The 17342-nt window shown below is 61.8% G+C and carries 25 protein-coding genes (1 of these 25 cut by a window edge); 19 read left to right on the top strand and 6 right to left on the bottom strand.

The features are described 5' to 3' along the window. Nucleotides 1-28 precede the first annotated feature (28 nt). Genes E6P07_RS10555 through E6P07_RS10530 form a run of 6 tightly spaced genes read left to right on the top strand, consistent with a single transcriptional unit; the run spans nucleotide 29 to nucleotide 5013 of the window. A complete protein-coding gene (locus E6P07_RS10555; RefSeq protein WP_153975565.1) occupies nucleotides 29-604 on the top strand; it encodes a TerD family protein in 576 nt (191 codons plus the stop codon). Further along, on the top strand, nucleotides 604-1785 hold the full coding sequence (locus tag E6P07_RS10550; RefSeq protein ID WP_153975564.1) for a TerD family protein: 1182 nt from the start codon (nucleotides 604-606) through the stop codon (nucleotides 1783-1785). Before E6P07_RS10555 ends, E6P07_RS10550 begins: the two co-directional genes overlap by 1 nt. A gap of 35 nt (nucleotides 1786-1820) precedes the next feature. Beyond that, nucleotides 1821-2273 (top strand): tellurite resistance TerB family protein, encoded by a 453-nt coding sequence (locus E6P07_RS10545; protein ID WP_153975563.1) that lies wholly within the window; start codon nucleotides 1821-1823, stop codon nucleotides 2271-2273. Continuing rightward, a complete protein-coding gene (locus E6P07_RS10540; protein WP_246172819.1) occupies nucleotides 2270-3040 on the top strand; it encodes an HAD family hydrolase in 771 nt (256 codons plus the stop codon). The genes E6P07_RS10545 and E6P07_RS10540 overlap by 4 nt, the downstream gene beginning before the upstream one ends. Nucleotides 3041-3044: 4 nt before the next feature. After that, nucleotides 3045-4148, top strand: coding sequence for a cysteine protease StiP family protein (locus tag E6P07_RS10535; RefSeq protein WP_153975562.1), 1104 nt, complete (start codon nucleotides 3045-3047; stop codon nucleotides 4146-4148). Continuing rightward, on the top strand, nucleotides 4141-5013 hold the full coding sequence (locus tag E6P07_RS10530) for an HpcH/HpaI aldolase/citrate lyase family protein (protein WP_153975561.1): 873 nt from the start codon (nucleotides 4141-4143) through the stop codon (nucleotides 5011-5013). The genes E6P07_RS10535 and E6P07_RS10530 overlap by 8 nt, the downstream gene beginning before the upstream one ends. On the opposite strand, the gene E6P07_RS10525 is transcribed toward E6P07_RS10530, so the two are convergent. Together E6P07_RS10525 and E6P07_RS10520 are read right to left on the bottom strand one after the other, a co-directional pair. Next, entirely contained in the window at nucleotides 5010-5711 is a 702-nt protein-coding gene (locus tag E6P07_RS10525) for a response regulator (protein ID WP_153975560.1), read from the bottom strand. The two genes, E6P07_RS10530 and E6P07_RS10525, sit on opposite strands and share 4 nt — an antisense overlap. Before the next feature lie 42 nt (nucleotides 5712-5753). Then, complete coding sequence (locus E6P07_RS10520) at nucleotides 5754-7229, bottom strand: ATP-binding protein (RefSeq protein WP_153975559.1); 1476 nt, start codon at nucleotides 7227-7229, stop codon at nucleotides 5754-5756. A gap of 258 nt (nucleotides 7230-7487) precedes the next feature. Between E6P07_RS10520 and E6P07_RS10515 the strand changes: the two genes are divergently transcribed. The 5 genes from E6P07_RS10515 to pufA (E6P07_RS10495) all read left to right on the top strand — a co-directional run bounded on the left by E6P07_RS10515 (nucleotide 7488) and on the right by pufA (E6P07_RS10495) (nucleotide 8923). Then, entirely contained in the window at nucleotides 7488-7913 is a 426-nt protein-coding gene (locus E6P07_RS10515) for a hypothetical protein (RefSeq protein ID WP_153975558.1), read from the top strand. Between the two features lie 209 nt (nucleotides 7914-8122). Further along, complete coding sequence (pufB, locus tag E6P07_RS10510; protein WP_153975557.1) at nucleotides 8123-8266, top strand: light-harvesting antenna LH1, beta subunit; 144 nt, start codon at nucleotides 8123-8125, stop codon at nucleotides 8264-8266. A gap of 17 nt (nucleotides 8267-8283) precedes the next feature. Beyond that, on the top strand, nucleotides 8284-8493 hold the full coding sequence (gene pufA / locus E6P07_RS10505; RefSeq protein WP_153975553.1) for a light-harvesting antenna LH1, alpha subunit: 210 nt from the start codon (nucleotides 8284-8286) through the stop codon (nucleotides 8491-8493). A gap of 86 nt (nucleotides 8494-8579) precedes the next feature. After that, on the top strand, nucleotides 8580-8720 hold the full coding sequence (gene pufB, locus E6P07_RS10500) for a light-harvesting antenna LH1, beta subunit (RefSeq protein WP_153975552.1): 141 nt from the start codon (nucleotides 8580-8582) through the stop codon (nucleotides 8718-8720). 41 nt (nucleotides 8721-8761) lie between these two features. Beyond that, entirely contained in the window at nucleotides 8762-8923 is a 162-nt protein-coding gene (gene pufA / locus E6P07_RS10495) for a light-harvesting antenna LH1, alpha subunit (RefSeq protein ID WP_153975556.1), read from the top strand. Between the two features lie 789 nt (nucleotides 8924-9712). Here the strand turns inward: pufA (E6P07_RS10495) and E6P07_RS10490 are convergent. After that, a complete protein-coding gene (locus tag E6P07_RS10490; protein WP_162008628.1) occupies nucleotides 9713-9868 on the bottom strand; it encodes a helix-turn-helix domain-containing protein in 156 nt (51 codons plus the stop codon). A 269-nt stretch (nucleotides 9869-10137) separates the two neighbouring features. Here E6P07_RS10490 and pufB (E6P07_RS10485) point away from each other — a divergent pair, with 269 nt between their 5' ends. The 5 genes from pufB (E6P07_RS10485) (at nucleotide 10138) to E6P07_RS10465 (ending at nucleotide 12680) form a co-directional block, all read left to right on the top strand. Further along, nucleotides 10138-10281, top strand: a complete 144-nt coding sequence (gene pufB / locus E6P07_RS10485; protein ID WP_153975554.1) for a light-harvesting antenna LH1, beta subunit — start codon at nucleotides 10138-10140, stop codon at nucleotides 10279-10281. Between the two features lie 17 nt (nucleotides 10282-10298). Next, nucleotides 10299-10508 carry a light-harvesting antenna LH1, alpha subunit gene (pufA, locus tag E6P07_RS10480; RefSeq protein ID WP_153975553.1) on the top strand — a complete coding sequence of 70 codons (210 nt, stop codon included), beginning with the start codon at nucleotides 10299-10301 and terminating at the stop codon, nucleotides 10506-10508. An 86-nt stretch (nucleotides 10509-10594) separates the two neighbouring features. After that, complete coding sequence (gene pufB, locus E6P07_RS10475) at nucleotides 10595-10735, top strand: light-harvesting antenna LH1, beta subunit (RefSeq protein ID WP_153975552.1); 141 nt, start codon at nucleotides 10595-10597, stop codon at nucleotides 10733-10735. A 41-nt stretch (nucleotides 10736-10776) separates the two neighbouring features. Then, complete coding sequence (pufA, locus tag E6P07_RS10470; protein ID WP_153975551.1) at nucleotides 10777-10935, top strand: light-harvesting antenna LH1, alpha subunit; 159 nt, start codon at nucleotides 10777-10779, stop codon at nucleotides 10933-10935. Nucleotides 10936-11237: 302 nt separating this feature from the next. After that, nucleotides 11238-12680 (top strand): BCD family MFS transporter, encoded by a 1443-nt coding sequence (locus tag E6P07_RS10465; RefSeq protein WP_153976210.1) that lies wholly within the window; start codon nucleotides 11238-11240, stop codon nucleotides 12678-12680. A 95-nt stretch (nucleotides 12681-12775) separates the two neighbouring features. Here E6P07_RS10465 and E6P07_RS10460 read toward each other — a convergent pair whose 3' ends face one another. The 3 genes from E6P07_RS10460 to E6P07_RS10455 form a co-directional block, all read right to left on the bottom strand. Continuing rightward, complete coding sequence (locus E6P07_RS10460; protein WP_153975550.1) at nucleotides 12776-13429, bottom strand: thiol:disulfide interchange protein DsbA/DsbL; 654 nt, start codon at nucleotides 13427-13429, stop codon at nucleotides 12776-12778. Nucleotides 13430-13625: 196 nt separating this feature from the next. Next, a complete protein-coding gene (locus tag E6P07_RS13755; RefSeq protein ID WP_211363107.1) occupies nucleotides 13626-13934 on the bottom strand; it encodes an integrase core domain-containing protein in 309 nt (102 codons plus the stop codon). Further along, entirely contained in the window at nucleotides 13931-14533 is a 603-nt protein-coding gene (locus tag E6P07_RS10455) for an IS3 family transposase (RefSeq protein WP_211363106.1), read from the bottom strand. The genes E6P07_RS13755 and E6P07_RS10455 overlap by 4 nt, the downstream gene beginning before the upstream one ends. Before the next feature lie 236 nt (nucleotides 14534-14769). On the opposite strand from E6P07_RS10455, the gene E6P07_RS13750 reads away from it, so the two are divergent. From E6P07_RS13750 to E6P07_RS10445, 3 genes are all read left to right on the top strand, one after another. Further along, nucleotides 14770-14916 carry a hypothetical protein gene (locus tag E6P07_RS13750; RefSeq protein ID WP_211363105.1) on the top strand — a complete coding sequence of 49 codons (147 nt, stop codon included), beginning with the start codon at nucleotides 14770-14772 and terminating at the stop codon, nucleotides 14914-14916. A gap of 3 nt (nucleotides 14917-14919) precedes the next feature. Then, complete coding sequence (locus E6P07_RS10450; protein ID WP_153975549.1) at nucleotides 14920-16116, top strand: RtcB family protein; 1197 nt, start codon at nucleotides 14920-14922, stop codon at nucleotides 16114-16116. A gap of 175 nt (nucleotides 16117-16291) precedes the next feature. After that, a protein-coding gene (locus E6P07_RS10445; RefSeq protein WP_153975548.1) for an IS256 family transposase crosses the window boundary here: on the top strand, nucleotides 16292-17342 show its 5' portion. It continues 116 nt past the right edge of the window; the window shows 1051 of its 1167 coding nt (coding positions 1-1051); its start codon is at nucleotides 16292-16294; its stop codon lies off the right edge, out of view.

Raw genomic sequence — 17342 nt, 5'->3', positions numbered from 1 at the left:
GACTGACCACTCTACAAAGGAGCAAAGCATGGCCATCAGTCTGAGCAAGGGCGGGAATGTCAATCTGAGCAAGGAGGCCCCCAATCTCGAGAACGTGCTTGTCGGTCTGGGTTGGGATGCGCGCGCCACAGACGGTCAGGACTTCGATCTGGATGCCAGTGTGTTCATGGTCAAGGCCGACGGAAAGGTCCCGAGCGATGCCTATTTCATCTTTTACAACCAGCTCAAGTCGCCCGAGGGCTCGGTCGAGCACACCGGTGACAATCGCACTGGTGCGGGCGAGGGCGATGATGAGGCGATCCTGGTCACACTCTCCAAGGTGCCGCCCGAGATCCAGCGCCTGGTGATCGTGGTCACCATCCACGAGGCCGAGGCCCGCCGCCAGAACTTCGGTCAGGTCAGCAATGCCTTCGTGCGCATCGTCAACCGCGCCACCAATCAGGAGGTCGTGCGCTTCGATCTGTCGGAGGACTATTCGACCGAGACGGCCATGATCTTCGGCGAGATCTACCGCCATGGCGGTGACTGGAAGTTCCGCGCCGTAGGTCAGGGCTATTCTGGCGGGCTGCGCGCCCTGGCGCTGCAACACGGTGTCAACGTCTGATGAACCTCTCGCGTGGACAGCGCACCAAGATTGTTGATCTCATTCCAAACGGCCAGCGCTTCACCCTGGGCGTGGCGATCGACGCGCCCGGTCTGATCCTCGATTTCACCTGTTTTGGGCTGGATGGGGCGGGGCGGCTTGCCGATGAGCGCTACATGATCTTTTATAACCAGCCGACCTCGCCCTGTGGCGGGGTGGCGCTGGCGGTGCCGCCAGGTGATCAGGCGGGGTTTGCGATCGATCTCGGGCGACTGCCGGCGACGATCGAGCGCCTGACCGTCACGGCCTCCATCGATGGTGCCGGGACCATGTCCCAGATCCGGCAGGGCCATGTCCGTTTCATGGACAGCGGACGCGAGGCCGGGCGCTTCGCCTTCACTGGTGCGGATTTCGCCGAGGAACGCGCGCTCATGCTGCTTGAGATCTATCGCAAGGACGGTAGCTGGCGGACCTGTGCCCTCGGCCAGGGGTTCAAGGGCGGTCTGGCGGCCTTAGTGACTCACTTCGGCGGTACCGTGGCGATCGAGTCCCAGGCCCCGCCGCCCAAGCCCCAGCCGTCGTCGGTCAATCTCAACAAGATCACGCTGGAGAAGCGCGGCAACTCGGTCTCATTGCAAAAGCAGGCCGATGCCGCCTACGGCGAGATCCTGGTGAATCTCAGATGGCGTCCGGTCGCCGCACACAAGCGGGGAGGGTTGAGCGGACTCTTGGGCCCAGGCCGCACCGATCTCGACCTCGGGTGTCTCTACGAGCTAGCCAACGGCGACAAGAGCGCGGTGCAGGCCCTGGGCAATACCTTCGGCAACTACTATGGTCCGCCCTATATCGCCCTGGATGCCGACGATCGCACCGGCTCCAGTGCCGAGGGTGAGAATCTGCGCATCAATGGTCAGCATTGGGATCAGATCAGGCGCGTCCTGGTCTATGCCTTCATCTACGAGGGCGCGCCCAACTGGGCCGAGGCCGAGGCGCGCATCATCCTCAAGACGCCGGGTCAGCCCGAGATCGAGGTGCGACTCGACTCGCATCGCAATGATCGACCCATGTGTGCCATCGCGCTCTTGGAGAACCAGGACGGGGCGATCAAGATCACCAAGCTGGTGGACTATTATCGCGGTCATCTGGACATGGACCAGGCCTATCATTGGGGACTAGAGTGGGTCCGGGGCCGCAAGGATTGACCTTTCAAGACCTTTTATCTACAGGTGAGATGATCATGGCCTTCCAAGATTTCCTGAACAACCTCAAGCAGAAAGCCGCCGACCTCAAGAACGAGGTGATGAAGTTCAAGAACAAGGACTTCTTGAACGCCGCCGTCAGCGGCTCGGTGCTCATCTCCATGGCCGATGGCCATGTCTCGTCCGACGAAAAGCAGAAGATGCTGCGCTTCATCGAGAACTACGAGGCCCTGTCGGTGTTCTCGAGCAAGGAGATCATCGAGGCCTTTCAGAACCTCATGACCCAGATCGAGTTCGACAAGGACCTCGGCGAGGCCAAGGCCTATGAGGCCATCCGCAAGATGAAGGGCAACGACGAGGCGGCGCGTCTGATCCTGCGGTTGGCCATCGCCATCGGTGGCGCCGATGGGCATTTCGACGACAGCGAGAAGCGCGTCGCCCGGCGGATGGCGATGGAGCTAAACCTCAACCCGTCTGAATTCGAGCTTTGAGCCTGCACCGCCTGGTCTTCCTGGACCTGGACGACACCCTGTTCCAGAGCCGGCGCAAGTGTCCGAGCGCGGGTGGGCTGCGCCCAGCCGCCTATCTGGCCGATGGTCGCGCCCATTCGTTCATGACGGCGCGCCAGCGCTCGCTATGGCAGCTCCTGGACGATCAGGCGACCCTTATCCCTACCACGGCGCGGGATCATGATGCACTGTGCCGGGTGGACCTGCCGTTCCGGAGCTGGCGCATCCTCGACTATGGCGGGGTCATCCTGGATCCCGAGGGCCACCCAGATGGCGCCTGGCTGGCGCGCATGGCGGCACACGCGCATGACTCGCTCGACGAGCTCAATACCCTGCTGGATCGGATCCTGACCTTTGTCGCCCAGGAGCGGCTCGCGCTCCAGGCGCGGTTGATCGCCGATTTCGGGATCCATTTCTATCTAGTCGCCAAGTATCGTGAGGGTCGCAGCGCCGACTTAGAGCGCCTGCAGGGCGAACTGATCGCCCCTTGGGTGGCCGAGCGCCGCCCGGGCTATCGCCTGCACCGTAACGACAACAACCTCGCCGTACTCCCGGCTTGGCTCGGCAAGGAGTGGGCAGTGCGCTATCTGATCACGCGCCTTGAGCGTGACTGGGGTGAGCTCTTGACCATCGGGGTCGGTGACAGCCTAAGCGACGGGTCCTTCATGGCCGAGTGCGACTACGCCATCCTGCCGCGCGGCTCGCAGCTGTTTGCCACCACCCTGGCCAATCTGGTGCGACGGGACTGAAGTCATGGAGCCGGGATCCGCCTCATTTTGCGGCAGTTATCGGCCCACCGATGTCCAGTTTCTGCTCAAGCCGATCGACATCGACCCCATCGATCTGGTCGAGAAAGAGCGCCTCATTCAGAGTGGCCGGCGTCACTACAGCGAGATGCTCGGCCGCGAGTCCCTGCCCTCAGCGCGCTATCTGGAGGTCTTCCAGCAGGCACTGGCCATGGGTCTGAGGCCGATGGCCCAGGGCGTGCTCGATCTGGCGGCGATCATCGCGGCGCGGCGGTCAGCTGAGATCACCCTGGTCTCGCTGGCACGGGCCGGCACCCCGGTCGGGGTGGCGCTCAGGCACGTGTTGCACGAGGTCTTCGGGCGCGCTCCCGTGCACTATTCGATCTCGATCATCCGCGACCGCGGGATCGACCGCAATGCACTGCGCTTCATCCTCGAGCGGGCCAGGCGCGATCCGGCTGGGCTGGTGTTCGTCGACGGCTGGACCGGCAAGGGTGTGATCGCGCGCGAACTGCGCCGGGCGCTCGCCGACCTCGAACGCGATTGGGGCCTGTCTCTCGATCCCGATCTCTATACCCTCACCGACCTGGCCGGGGTCGGGGTCGCGCCCTCGGACACCGACTATCTGATCCCGTCGAGCATCCTCAATGCGACCGTTTCGGGACTGGTCAGCCGTTCCATCCTCAACGAGCAGATCGGCCCGGAGGACTTCCACGGCTGTGTCTATTACCATGAATTCGCTCACGCCGATCGCTCGGTATGGTTCATCGAGCAGCTGCTCGAGGACACGCGCGACCTACTCGCCGCAGGCTATATGCCCAACGCCCAGCCGGTCGATCCGCGCCGGGCTCAGGCACACTCCAGGGCCTTGCTTGCAAGGCTGCGGGCGCGGTTTGGGATTGAGGATGAAAACCGCATCAAACCCGGGATCGGCGAGGCCACGCGGGTGCTGCTGCGCCGCGTGCCTGATCGCGTCCTCCTCCGCGATCCAGAGGACCCACAGGTGGCCCATCTCCTGGAACTCGCGCGCGAGAAGGGGGTCTGCTGGCAGCGCGACCCGAGCCTCCCCTATCACGCCGTTTCGCTCATCAAGGGGGTGATCCATGCTTGATGCCTATCGCCTCGGCGGCTCCCTCTATGTCCCAGCGACCCATCGCGATGTGCTCAATATCGCCAACGGGCTCAAATGGCCCGAGCTGCGCTCAGTCATCTTCTGCACCGAGGATGCAATCGCCCCGCGCGCACTCGAGTCAGGGTTGACCAGGCTCGGCGCCTGTCTGGAGGCGATGGAACCGCGCCCCTCGCTGCTCAGGTTCGTGCGGGTGCGCAGTCCTGAGGTCCTTGCTCGCCTGCTGGCGTTGCCCGGGATCGAGAAGCTCGATGGCTTTGTATTGCCCAAGTTCGATTTGAGCAACGCCGATCGTTATCTCGAATACTGGGACGCCTCCAACCACCTATACATGCCGACCCTGGAGACACGCGATACCTTCGATCCGGCGCGCATGGTCGCCCTACGCGATTATCTGCTCGAACGCGGCTCTCACGAACGCATCCTGGCCCTGCGGATCGGCGGTAATGACCTGCTCTCCCTGCTCGGTATGCGCCGTCCGCGCGACCGTACCCTCTATCGCACACCCCTGGGCCAGACCATCGCCCAGCTCGTGACCTGCTTCAAACCCTATGGCTTCCAACTCACCGCGCCGGTGTTCGAGCACATCGACCACCCCGAGCTGCTGCGCGAGGAGTTGGGCGAGGACGTCGCTCATGGTCTCTGCGGCAAGACCGCCATCCATCCGAGCCAGCTCCCGCTGATCGAGGAGAGCTTTCGTGTCTCGCCGACCGATCTGGAGGCCGCGCGGCGCATCCTGGCAGAGTCGGAGCAGGCGGTCTTCAAGTTCGGCGGTTCCATGTGCGAGCTGGCCACCCACAGCAGCTGGGCACGCCATATCCTCGACCGCACGGCGCTTGATTCCTAATCGCCGGCGGCGGGCAACTCGTAGCGATAGCCGACCCCATAGACCGAATGGATCAACTCCTGATCGGGCACGAGTTCGGCCAGCTTGCGCCTGAGCTTCTTGACATGGCTGTCGATGGTCCGGTCTGAGACGACCCGATGATCGCGATAGATACGGTCCATCAGTCGATCGCGCGAAAAGATGCGTCCCGGCGCACCATACAGGGTTTCAAGTAGGGCGAACTCGACGGCGGTGAGCTCGATCTCGCGCTCACCCGCGCGCACGCGCAGCTCGTCGCGGTACAGCCTCAACGGCCCGGACTCGGCTGCCGGCTGTTCGGGCGCCAGGGTGCGCCTGAGCACCGCCTTGACCCGCGCCACCAGCTCGCGCGGGCTGTAAGGCTTGCAGACATAGTCGTCGGCACCGAGCTCGAGACCAAGCAGCCGGTCGATCTCCTCGACCCGTGCCGTGGTCATGATGATCGGCACCGAACTCTCGGCGCGGATCTCGCGGCAGATGTCCAATCCATCCTTGCCGGGCAGCATCAGGTCCAGCAGGATCAGATCCGGGCGCTCGCGCCGCACCCAGGCGACGACACCTGTTCCCTCGGCCAGATGCTCGACCCGGTGTCCGTTCGCCCGCAGATAGTCTGCTACCAGCCGGGCGAGCCGTTCCTCGTCCTCGACGATCAGGATGTACGCTGTCTCTGTCGTGGTCATTATGACGATCTCCTTGTGAGGACTCTCAAAAATGGCACGACGCTACGCAGATGTTCCCTTGACCGGCAAGGTCACGCAAATCCACAGCCCGCCCTGGGGGGCGGCCTGGGCCGTGATGGTTCCGCCATGGGCCTCGACCACGTTATGCGCGATGGCCAGCCCCAGTCCGGCCCCACCCGTCTGCCGGCTGCGTGATCCCTCGACCCGATAGAGCCGCTCGAAGAGTCGCGGCAGGTCTTCCGCCGGAACCCCGGGCGCGCTGTCTTGAAAGTCGATGACGAGCCGTCCAGCCTCGCGCCGCAATCGGATGTACAGCCCGCCGCCTGGATCCGTGTATTTAAGGCTGTTGCTCAGCAGATTGCGAAAGAGCTGCGAGAGCCGCTGGGCATCGGCCTGGATCAGGATGGGTTCGCCGAGCGTGTCGTCGAACTCCAGCGTCAGCCCTGCCTCGCGAAAGGTCCGCGCGAAGGCATCGACATCGGACGCCAGGATCTCGGTGATGTCGCAGTCGGCAAAGCGATAGCCGAGCGCGCCGAAGTCTGTGGTGGTCAGCTGATAGAGGTCATCGACCAAACGCTCGAGACGTAGGACATCGCCATGCAAGGCATCGAGTGCGTCGCGATCAAAGGGGCGCACGCCATCCTGGAGTGCTTCCAGTTCGGCGCGCAGCAGGGCGAGTGGTGTGCGTAGCTCGTGCGAGATGTCGGCCGCCCAGCGACGGCGTGCCTGTTCGTTGCGCTCCAGCACCGCCGCCAGGGCGTTGATGTCCTGACCCAGACGCGCCAGCTCGTCGCCTCCATGTGTGGGCACGCGCGCGCTGAAGTCGCCGGCCGCCAGCCGTCGCGCCACACCTTGGACAGCGCGCACCGGACGCACCAGTCGGCTGGAGAGCGGATAGGCGAGGACGGCGGCGAGCAGCAACATGGCCAGGGCGATGATCCAGAGCCGGTCGACGAGTGTGGCACGAAAGTGCAGCTCGGCCGATTCTGGCACGGGCGAGCCGGGCAAAAGCGCCAGCTCGCCGATCTTGCGTCCTTCGACCTCCACGAGATAGCGGCGCGTCTTGGCGAGCAGATCAGAACGCCCATAGAGGATGTCGCCCTGAGCGTCGAGCAACATGAGCCGCAGTTCCAATGGCGCCGGGCGCTCGTGTTGACGCAATTGATCAAGCCAACGTTGCGGCGGCCAGGCGCGTGGATCGGATCCAGTCTCGCGCATCCAGAATGGTCCGCGTTCCGGGTGGGCGGTGCGTGGCTCGCCCCAAGGGTCACTCCGCCCGTTCAAGGCGTAAAACCATAGACGCCGATCCTCGATCAGTGGACGCCAAGAGCCTTCGCGCTGATGGATGTCAGCCAGCCGTTCGATGATGCGCGCGATGCGCTCCTGTTCGCGTGCGTCGGCGAACTCGACCAGTCCACGCTGAAACGACCATTGCACAAAGGTATGGGAACCCGTCAATACCACCACACAGGCCAGCAGGAGTGTCAGGAACACCTTGGAATGGATCGACAGACGCATGACTGATGTTGGAGGCTCAGCGTGCAAAGATGGATCATGTTCCGGCAACCCATCGCCATGAATTTCTGGAATCGGCACAATCAGGCCGCGCACGATACCGTGACAACCCAGGCAGCGAACAATACAATTTTCTAACATTCTGTTGGCAGAACATCGTTTCAGCGCTTTCACCGCTATGGCCTCGTCTACGGGCCGCCGCCGCGACGATGCGCCAAGGTTCCTTGTTGATCCGAATAAAATCTTAGAGAGGAATTGCACGTGAAGTTTGCGGCTAAAAGAACCTGGCCAGACAAGTCCCCCACCTGGGAGCATCACGCTGAAGCAGACGATGCCCAGTCCTTTGCCCTCGAATTTGCGACCATCGAGCAGCTCGCGGTCGATACCGAGTTTGTCGTCATGGCGCGTGGTACCGAGGTCAGCGAACCATTCTTTTTCCGGGTCGCTGGTACCGCACCCTACCGCTTGGAACCTGCTCAGCGCCGGACGGGATCGGCGACGGCGGTTGCCGAGGGTGCCGTGGAGGACACCGGTCAGGGTAATGATGTCGGCCAGGGTGATGAGCGACCTGTCACCCTGCCCAGTATGGGTCCCGCGATCTCGATGCTGTTCTACATGGGAAAGGTCCTCTTCATCGCGACGGCGGCCATCGCCCTGATCGCCCTGGTCATCGAGTATTTCAGATGATGCCCCATCGGTCAGGCCGATGGTCTTTATCTGATGTAAAACAGACTTGACATCTACTGGTGTCAAGCTAAGATGACACCTGGGATCTTGAAGGATCCTAAGGATTCCGAGTCCGAGAAGGACAGGGTGTGCACCTGGCGGAGGCTGAGCTTGAGGTCCGCTGTAGGTGCGAGTGGTGATATCACATATCCGAATATGGAGACTGAGCAATGGCTGAGGCGAAGAGTCTGTCGGGCCTAACCGAGCAGCAGGCGAAGGAGTTTCACGAGCAGTTCAAGACGACCTACACGGCGTTTGTAGGGCTGGCTGCTCTGGCGCATCTGCTGGTGATCGCTGCCAATCCGTGGTGGTAATCGAGAGGTATTGAGCAATGACTATTGAATTCATGGGTTACAAGCCTCTTGAAAACGACTACAAGTTCTGGCTGGTGGTCAATCCGGCGACTTGGTTGATCCCGACGCTGATTGCTGTGGCGCTGACGGCGGTGCTGGTCCACATCGTGGCCTTTGGTCTGGAAGGTCAGGGTTGGCATGCTCCGGCGGCTCCGGCGGCTGTTGAGGCGGCTCCGGCGGCGCAGTAAGCACCGAATTCATCGTGTCGCGACGCGGAAGAGAGTCGCGATGAAACCATTGAGTAGTCACTTTTATCCCTGTGGGAGATCAAACGATGGCCGAGCAATCCCTGTCGGGCCTGACCGAGCAGCAGGCGAAGGAATTCCACGAGCAGTTCAAGACGACCTATACCGCGTTCGTCAGTCTGGCTGCCCTGGCGCATCTGCTGGTGATCGCTGCCAATCCGTGGTGGTAATAGGTCTTTAATTTTCTCTTTTCGAAATAGAGGAACATCCCATGAGCGACGTCGCAAAGCCGCGTAACCCCGAAGACGATTGGAAGGTCTGGCTGGTCGTCAACCCCGCAACCTGGCTGATGCCTATCCTGCTGACTGTGTTGGCGATCGCCATCGCTGTTCACTGGGTCGTGTTTGCGGTCGGTCTCGGCTGGCACGCCTGATGGTGTGATAGTCCGCCTCCAGAAGTTTCTTCTGGGGCCAAGAAACCGGATCAAGCCTCGGGTTTGATCCGGTTTTTTATGGTGCACGAGGCATGGCGCGCAGCGTCGTGACTGGCGTTATCTCCGAGCTGTGGTGGTGAGGGGATGACTTGGGGGTGGAAGTCCCTACCGGCCTGGGATTCGCCCATTGCGCCCCCATAGAAAGCGCTATTTTCCTGGGTGATTCCCGCAAATTCGCAAAGAGTTGACCAGGATCAAGAAATAAGTGTCCAGGGGACTGTCAAGGCAAAAAGGCAAATTAGAAATGTCCGGTAGTTGGGCAAGATAGAAATGTCCGGTTGGGGTGTGGTTTTGCCTTCAGGGGGTGGCCAATTGGCCACCCCCTGAAGGCTGCGGCGTGCGGCGACGCCAGGGGTGATCGGGAGCGGGACGATAGCTCCTGGCTTTGTGTCGCGCCTTGACCAGGGCATCGACGCGGGCATTGAGGCTCTTGTCATCGACCGGCTCGGGCACGCACTGCACGGGATCGAAGACCTTGAAGGGCAGTCTCTCCTGCCCATGCCACAGCTCGATGCGGCCGTTGCATCCGCCCCATCTTGGCCTGCCACAAACCCGCCTCGATCATCCACCGTCGCAAAGTCTCCTTGGAGACCTTGAATCCGTCCCCAGCCAGATACTCTGACGCCAGCGTCGGTCCAAAATCCCCATAGCGCGCCCGGACCTGGGCGAGGATGGCATCCTTGACCGCCTGTTTGGTGCGCCGGTTGGAGGGCCTGCCGTGCCGCTGGCTCACCAGTCCGGCTGCCCTTGCCTCTCATAGCGGCGCAACAGCCGCCGCACCTGCCGTTTGCTCAGCCCGAGTCTGTCGGCTGCCTGCCCCTGGGTGATGACCCGCTCAACCAGCTGACCCATCACTTGCAGCCGCTTGACCTCCTGATCGCTCATCTCGATTCGCCCCTGCACATGAACCTCCGCTTCCATCCAAAGCGGACATTTCTAACTTGCCAGGGGCGGACATTACTAATTTGCTCTTACAAAGTGTCCAGGGGACTTGACATCTACAGGTGTCAAGCTAGAATGACACCTGGGATCTCGAAGGATCCTAAGGATTCCGAGTCCGAGAAGGACAGGGTGTGCACCTGGCGGAGGCTGAGCTTGAGGTCCGCTGTAGGTGCGAGTGGTGATATCGCATATCCGAATATGGAGACTGAGCAATGGCTGAGACGAAGAGTCTGTCGGGCCTGACCGAGCAGCAGGCGAAGGAGTTTCACGAGCAGTTCAAGACGACCTACACGGCGTTTGTAGGGCTGGCTGCTCTGGCGCATCTGCTGGTGATCGCTGCCAATCCGTGGTGGTAATCGAGAGGTATTGAGCAATGACTATTGAATTCATGGGTTACAAGCCTCTTGAAAACGACTACAAGTTCTGGCTGGTGGTCAATCCGGCGACTTGGTTGATCCCGACGCTGATTGCTGTGGCGCTGACGGCGGTGCTGGTCCACATCGTGGCCTTTGGTCTGGAAGGTCAGGGTTGGCATGCTCCGGCGGCTCCGGCGGCTGTTGAGGCGGCTCCGGCGGCGCAGTAAGCACCGAATTCATCGTGTCGCGACGCGGAAGAGAGTCGCGATGAAACCATTGAGTAGTCACTTTTATCCCTGTGGGAGATCAAACGATGGCCGAGCAATCCCTGTCGGGCCTGACCGAGCAGCAGGCGAAGGAATTCCACGAGCAGTTCAAGACGACCTATACCGCGTTCGTCAGTCTGGCTGCCCTGGCGCATCTGCTGGTGATCGCTGCCAATCCGTGGTGGTAATAGGTCTTTAATTTTCTCTTTTCGAAATAGAGGAACATCCCATGAGCGACGTCGCAAAGCCGCGTAACCCCGAAGACGATTGGAAGATCTGGCTGGTCGTCAACCCCGCAACCTGGCTGATGCCTATCTTCTACGCCGTGCTGGTTCTGGCCATTGCTGTCCACGCGGTCGTCTTCTCGGTCGGTCTCGGCTGGCAGTGATCGCACGCCTGACGATCTCAGGTGCCGACTGATGGCAGGCCCTGAGGTCGATACCAGGTCATGCGGCACATCGTACGGCGGATGGGATCCCCGATGTTCGGGTGCATTCCATCCGCAGTGTGGTTTTTGAAGAACGACTCTCGCCGACCCTCCGTTTCCAGCGCCTGTCCGGCGTGACCCCTGAGCTTCCAATCCCATCACTGGGGGCGTACCATCGCCGCCTTACAATGATGGTGACATCCGTCATCTATCGTGCGTCCATGCTGCGCGCTGTTTCATTCAAGCCCGGAGATGATATTGGCATGAGTCAACCCATTGATCCAAGGTTACTCGCCTGGCGTGATCTCGTACGCCGACTGCTGCCCTTCGCGGACGTGGCCACCCCGGATTTGCCGATGCCGCGCCTGCTGCGTTTGTCGTTGTTTCAGGTCTCGGTCGCCATCGCCATGGTGCTGCTCACTGGAACGCTCAACCGCGTCATGGTGGTTGAGCTCGGTGTTCCGACCTGGCTGGTGGCGACTATGCTGGCCCTGCCGCTGGTCTTTGCGCCATTCCGCGCCCTGATCGGGCATCGCTCGGACTATCATCACTCGGCGTTTGGTTTGCGTCGCGTTCCCTATATCTGGTTGGGGAGCATGTTGCAGTTCGGCGGCTTCGCCATCATGCCCTTTGCCCTGCTGTTGCTGGCCGATACCTCGAACACATTCAATATCCTGGGTAAGTTGGGCGCAGGTCTGGCCTTTTTGATGGTCGGCGCGGGTCTGCATACCACTCAAACCGCTGGCTTGGCGCTGGCCACCGACCTGGCACCACCGGACAAGCGTCCCCGCGTCGTCGCGCTGCTCTATGTCACGCTGCTGCTCGGCATGGTGCTCAGCGCGCTGCTCTTTGGTCGCTTATTGACCAATTTCTCGCAGCAACTCCTAATTCAGCTCATCCAGGGGGCCGCCGTAGCCACGATCGCGTTGAATCTCGTCGCCCTCTGGAAGCAGGAAGCCATTGATGCGGTGCGTGCAGCCAATCCTGTCAAGCGCCCTCCCTTCATCGAAACCTGGCGTGAGTTCGCCGCTGGTGGTCAGGCCAGCCGACTGCTGATCGTCGTCGGTCTGGGCACGGCCGGCTTCACCATGCAGGACATCCTGCTCGAACCCTATGGCGGTCAGGTGTTAGGGATGACCGTATCTCAAACGACCGCACTGACGGCGCTCTGGGCAACAGGAACCCTGGTGGCCTTTGTGCTCTCCGGCTATTGGCTAGGACATGGTGGCAATGCCTATCGGCTCACGACGATCGGCGTGCTCTGTGGTCTGGTCGCCTTCTACGCGGTCATTCATGCCGCCAGCTCCGGGTCGTTCATGCTGTTTCGCGCCGGCACTGCTTTGATCGGATTCGGCGGCGGGTTCTTGGCCGTTGGGACTCTAACGGCAGCTATGGATATGGCGGGTGCGGATCATGGCGGTCTGCATAGTGGCTTAGCGCTTGGTGCCTGGGGGGCGGTTCAGGCAACCGCCAACGGTCTCGCTATGGCGCTCGGCGGTAGCATACGTGATCTAGTGTCCGGGATGGCTCGCGCCGGCACCTTCGGGCCAGAACTGACAGGGCCTGAGGTTGGATACATCGTCGTTTACGGATTCGAGATCCTGTTGCTGGTAGGGGCCTTGATCATCTTGGTGCCGATGGCGCTGAAGCGTAGCGAGCCCATTGTGCGCGATTCATCCAAGATTGGCCTCGATCAGATGCCCTAGACGCTGGTCACCATCGCTTGATTGAGCGCGCGGCTCGGTTTGAGCCAAGTCGCGCTTCGACCAGACCTCCGGTCTGCGACACAGGATCCGATATCCTACCCTAACACCCCCTCGTCGCGTGCTCGAACGATCAGCGCATCGGCGATTGCGATGAGATCCGGCATCCCTTTGGCATTGTGGCCCAGCACGGCATAGCGCCCGGCAACGGTCAGTGTCGGCACCGCGTCGATCTGATAGCGCTCGGCCAGATAGTCTGAGCGACCCAGCTTGGTCTGGATGTCGAATGAATTGAAAACGTCCTTGAAGCGCTGGATGTCGACGTCTTTGTCGCTCAACCAGTCCATGATCGCGGGTTCGGTATAGAGCTTGACGCGCTGCTCGTGCAGGGCGGTGAAGACGGCCTGATCAAGACGATCCAGCACTTCGAGGCTTTCCAGCGTATAGAAGAGACGCGCAAGGTTGGCCCAGGCCTGACGTCCGAAGGTGACGGGTACACGCCGAAGCACGACGTCTTCTGGCAGCACCGATTCCCACTGCTTGAGTAGTGGATTCAGGGAAGCGCAATGCGGGCAACCATAGGAGAAGAATTCCAGCACCTCGATCTTACCGGGCGTATTGCTCGGCTGTGGCGGCGTGATCGCGCGCCAGTCCTCTCCTTCAATGAGATCGGCCAGGGCGCTCATCGGTAAGGTGGCAAGGGCGAGCGATCTGAGAACGAGCCGATTGAAATGTCTGCGAGTCAAAGACATGGGATGTTCTCCAGTGAGACAGTGGTGTGATTTTTGAGTCGCGATGTGAGCGGATCGGCTATATCGAGCGCACACGAAGTGATCGGTTGAGTGCCCAGGGTGTCGCGCCCGCTAATGTCGCAAAGAGCAGCAGTGACAGGTTGGTGAGGGTCAAGCCCATATACCGCCCGCAGTTGATTGGACACTGATTTGCAGCTCATGCGGCCTTGCGGATGGCATAAGACCGACGGGCTTCCAGGGGTGACATGAAGCCCAGTTTCTCGAGACGCCAGTGGCGATTGTAACGATCCCTGAACTCGGTGACAGCCTGTCGCACCGCTTCGAGGTTGCAGAAGACGCGGCCGTGGATGGCCTGTTCCTTCAGCGTCCGGTTGAAGCGCTCGGCCACACCGTTGGTCTGGGGCTCGGCAACGAAGGCGAAGCTTTTGTCGATCCCCCAGAACTCGATCTGCTTCAGGAAGTCGTCGGCTGTGTATTGCGTGCCGTGATCCATGCGCAGCTTCAAACCCTTGCCGGCGTCCTTGCCCGTGGCGCCAAACTGGGTCTCAAGCCCCCTGGGCAATCGGTTGCAGGGCCTTGATGAGATTGCCGACCTTGACAGCATGAATGCTGCCGACGCAGCAGGCATCGAAATGATCGACCGCCGAGAACACCCACACCCAACCATCCAGCGACGGTCTGGATGCGAATGCCGTCGGTGCCCCACACCTGGTTTGGCGCCTCGGCCTGGATCGAACCATCGTGCGCCGATGGTGCACCCTGTGGCACTCGATGCGGGGACAGCAAGGCATTCTCACGCATCAGCCGGCAGACGCGATCCTTGGACACGCGGATGCCAGAGAGGATGCGCAGCCGCGTCCAGACCTTGCGATGCCCCTCGCCGACAAAGGGCGAGGCTTCCAGATCGGCGCGGATGGCCGCCAGCAGATCGGCATCGGAGACCTTCGGCTTCGGCCCGCGCCGGACAGGGTGCAGGGGCACCACCTTGGCGGTTTCTCTGGCCCGCTGGGCGTAGATCGTCGAGCGGGGGAGCTCCAGCACTCGGCAAACCCGTTCCAGGCCGTAGGGCTTGCCGGTGCCCGGCGAGGTCGTCTGGCAGCGCATCGACGGATTCGCCACGCAGCAGGCGCAGCACGACTTGCTTCTTTCGTCCAGCCGACCAGCGCTTGACCTCGGCCGCCGCGCTGGGCGCGCTTCCATTCGCGCTACGCGCTCCTTCCAGCCCGCCCAGCGCAACCCCACCAACCTCATTCTCGTTCAGCATTTCCCGCTCCTTTCTCAGACACGTCTATTTAACCCAATTTCGTGTCCAAAAGAATTGCGGGCGAGGCAGTTTTCGGATGCTCGCCTATCTACTTGATATGTCTCGCATCCTGCGCTCCGTGCGCACGGCGCTATCCCGCTCGCCGATTTATTCAGCGTTTCCTTTGGGCCACTCGTCGGTCGACAATGCGCCGGCTGACGAATGGATGGCGGAAATGGAGTGAGACATGCCAATCAAGCACGTGCTGACCGATGGGCGGGTACCGGTCAAGATCTGGACCGACGAAGTCGAGGAAGATGCGAAAAAACAGCTTGCCAACCTCGCCAGCCTGCCGTTCATCCACCACCACGTCGCCGCGATGCCCGACGTGCATCTGGGCATCGGCGCGACCATCGGCTCGGTGATCGCCACCCACAAGGCCATCATCCCGGCCGCCGTCGGCGTCGATATCGGCTGCGGCATGGTGGCCTGCCGGCTCTCGCTCACTGCCAATGATTTGGATGAAAAATCCCTGAAAAAGGTCTTCGACCAGATCAGCCGCGATGTGCCGGTCGGCTGGGCGATGCACGACGAGGACCGTGCGTTCGCCGAGCAGGCGCGACCGTTCGAAACGCGCCTTGCACGCATCCTGGACAAACACCCGCCGCTTTGGAAGACCATCGGCGGCACGACGAAATGGATCAGGCAGCTTGGCACGCTCGGCGGCGGCAATCACTTCATCGAGGTCTGCCTGGATGAAGCCGACCGGGTGTGGATCATGCTGCACTCGGGCAGCCGCGGCATAGGCAAGGCCCTGGCCGAGTACTTTATCGATCTGGCCCGCAAGGACATGGAGCGCTGGATGATCCATCTACCGGATCGCGATCTGGCTTACTTCCCCGAAGGCACGGAGCATTTCGACGATTACGTCGAGGCGGTGCATTGGGCGCAGGAATACGCCCTCGCGAACCGGCAGTGCATGGTCGAGCTGGTGCTGGCCGCGCTCAAACGTCACCTGCCACCCTTCGAGGTCACCAGCGAGGTGGTCAATTGCCATCACAACTATGTCGCGCGCGAGCATCACTTCGGCGCCGACGTATGGGTGACGCGCAAGGGGGCGATCCGGGCGCGCGCGGGCGATTTGGGCATCATCCCGGGCAGCATGGGCGCGCGCAGCTACATCGTGCGCGGCCTGGGCAATCCGGAAAGTTTCATGTCCAGCGCCCATGGCGCCGGGCGCAGGATGAGCCGTAGCGCAGCCGAAAAGCGGTTCACCGAGGCCGATCTTGCCCGCCAGACCAAGGGTGTGATCTGCCGCAAGGATCGGGGCGTCATCGATGAGATTCCCGGCGCTTACAAGGACATCGATGCGGTGATGGAGAACCAGAAGGACCTCACCGAGACGCTGCATACCTTGAAGCAGGTGGTGTGCGTGAAGGGGTAAGGCGGCTATGGAGCTCTATGGAGTTGTGTATCGTTTTTTCTGTAAATTCCGTTTTTACCGCAGGCGAGAAGTTTTGCCGGGCGGACGAACTGGGCGCGTAGCGCCCGGGGCGACCGCCCGGCAAAACGGCGCGGCGGCGGCATGATGCCATGACTTCGAGAAAGGAGAAACTTTCATGGCGATGCGTGTCGAAACCAACCCCCTGGAGACGGCCTATGCCGTGTTGCTTGAGAACGGCCTGGACGGCGCTGGCGAAGCCCTGCGTATCCTCGTCAACGAGGCCGCCAAGATCGAACGTTCCGAGTTTCTCGGCGCCGCGCCCTACGAGCACACAGCCACTCGCCGTGACTACGCCAACGGCTTCAAGCCCAAGACCATGCTCACCCGTGTGGGGGAGCTGACCTTTCAGGTGCCGCAAGTGCGTTCCGGCGACTTCTATCCTTCCGCCCTGGAGAAAGGCACCCGTACCGATCAGGCGGTCAATCTCGCCTTGGCCGAGATGTATGTTCAAGGCGTCTCCACCCGCCGGGTCATCGAGGTGTTGCAGCGCCTCCTGGGGCCGGAGATCTCGCTCTCGACCGCCCAGGTGAGCCGGGCCGCCGCCAAACTCGACGAGGGGCTCAAGGCTTGGCGCGAGCGCCCACAGGGGGACGTGCCCTATCTGTTCCTGGATGCCCGCTACGAGAAGGTGCGTCTGGAAGGCCGCATCCATGATTGCGCCGTGTTGATCGCCGTCGGCATCGAGGCTTCGGGCAAGCGCCGGGTGCTCGGTTGCACGGTGGCCACGAGCGAAGCCGAGATCAATTGGCGGCGCTTCCTGGAGAGTCTGCTTGCCCGCGGGCTTCATGGCGTCAAGCTCATCGTGGCCGACGACCATGCGGGGCTCAAGGCAGCCCGCCGGGCGGTATTGCCCGCCGTTCCCTGGCAGCGCTGCCAGTTCCATCTGCAACAGAACGCCGGCCAGTTCGTCACCCGGCAGGAGGCGAAAAAGACCATCGCCGCCCAGCTGCGCACGATCTTCAACGCCCCGAACAGGGCACAGGCCGAGCAGCTTTTGAAAACCGCCCTGGAAGCCTGGCGCAAGGAACACCCCAAGCTGGCCGAATGGGCTGAAGTTGCCGTCCCGGAAAGTCTGACGGTCTTCGACTTCCCCGCCGCCCACCGCGTGCGCCTGCGCACCACCAACGGGCTGGAACGCATCAACCGGGAACTGCGACGACGCACCC

Source organism: Thermochromatium tepidum ATCC 43061 (assembly GCF_009664085.1).
Lineage (GTDB): Bacteria > Pseudomonadota > Gammaproteobacteria > Chromatiales > Chromatiaceae > Thermochromatium > Thermochromatium tepidum.
The sequence above is the reverse complement of the archived record's forward strand: the minus strand, read 5'-3'. Positions and strand labels throughout refer to the sequence as shown.

Bases quoted from the DNA above. Each gene is read 5' to 3' on its own strand.
- E6P07_RS10555 (WP_153975565.1), top strand. From the start codon at position 29: ATGGCCATCAGTCTGAGCAAGGGCGGGAATGTCAATCTGAGCAAGGAG.
- E6P07_RS10550 (WP_153975564.1), top strand. From the start codon at position 604: ATGAACCTCTCGCGTGGACAGCGCACCAAGATTGTTGATCTCATTCCA.
- E6P07_RS10545 (WP_153975563.1), top strand. From the start codon at position 1,821: ATGGCCTTCCAAGATTTCCTGAACAACCTCAAGCAGAAAGCCGCCGAC.
- E6P07_RS10535 (WP_153975562.1), top strand. From the start codon at position 3,045: ATGGAGCCGGGATCCGCCTCATTTTGCGGCAGTTATCGGCCCACCGAT.
- E6P07_RS10530 (WP_153975561.1), top strand. From the start codon at position 4,141: ATGCTTGATGCCTATCGCCTCGGCGGCTCCCTCTATGTCCCAGCGACC.
- E6P07_RS10525 (WP_153975560.1), bottom strand. From the start codon at position 5,711: ATGACCACGACAGAGACAGCGTACATCCTGATCGTCGAGGACGAGGAA.
- E6P07_RS10520 (WP_153975559.1), bottom strand. From the start codon at position 7,229: ATGCGTCTGTCGATCCATTCCAAGGTGTTCCTGACACTCCTGCTGGCC.
- pufB (WP_153975557.1), top strand. From the start codon at position 8,123: ATGGCTGAGGCGAAGAGTCTGTCGGGCCTAACCGAGCAGCAGGCGAAG.
- pufA (WP_153975553.1), top strand. From the start codon at position 8,284: ATGACTATTGAATTCATGGGTTACAAGCCTCTTGAAAACGACTACAAG.
- pufB (WP_153975552.1), top strand. From the start codon at position 8,580: ATGGCCGAGCAATCCCTGTCGGGCCTGACCGAGCAGCAGGCGAAGGAA.
- pufA (WP_153975556.1), top strand. From the start codon at position 8,762: ATGAGCGACGTCGCAAAGCCGCGTAACCCCGAAGACGATTGGAAGGTC.
- E6P07_RS10490 (WP_162008628.1), bottom strand. From the start codon at position 9,868: ATGAGCGATCAGGAGGTCAAGCGGCTGCAAGTGATGGGTCAGCTGGTT.
- pufB (WP_153975554.1), top strand. From the start codon at position 10,138: ATGGCTGAGACGAAGAGTCTGTCGGGCCTGACCGAGCAGCAGGCGAAG.
- pufA (WP_153975553.1), top strand. From the start codon at position 10,299: ATGACTATTGAATTCATGGGTTACAAGCCTCTTGAAAACGACTACAAG.
- pufB (WP_153975552.1), top strand. From the start codon at position 10,595: ATGGCCGAGCAATCCCTGTCGGGCCTGACCGAGCAGCAGGCGAAGGAA.
- pufA (WP_153975551.1), top strand. From the start codon at position 10,777: ATGAGCGACGTCGCAAAGCCGCGTAACCCCGAAGACGATTGGAAGATC.
- E6P07_RS10465 (WP_153976210.1), top strand. From the start codon at position 11,238: ATGAGTCAACCCATTGATCCAAGGTTACTCGCCTGGCGTGATCTCGTA.
- E6P07_RS10460 (WP_153975550.1), bottom strand. From the start codon at position 13,429: ATGTCTTTGACTCGCAGACATTTCAATCGGCTCGTTCTCAGATCGCTC.
- E6P07_RS10455 (WP_211363106.1), bottom strand. From the start codon at position 14,533: ATGCGCTGCCAGACGACCTCGCCGGGCACCGGCAAGCCCTACGGCCTG.
- E6P07_RS13750 (WP_211363105.1), top strand. From the start codon at position 14,770: ATGCTCGCCTATCTACTTGATATGTCTCGCATCCTGCGCTCCGTGCGC.
- E6P07_RS10450 (WP_153975549.1), top strand. From the start codon at position 14,920: ATGCCAATCAAGCACGTGCTGACCGATGGGCGGGTACCGGTCAAGATC.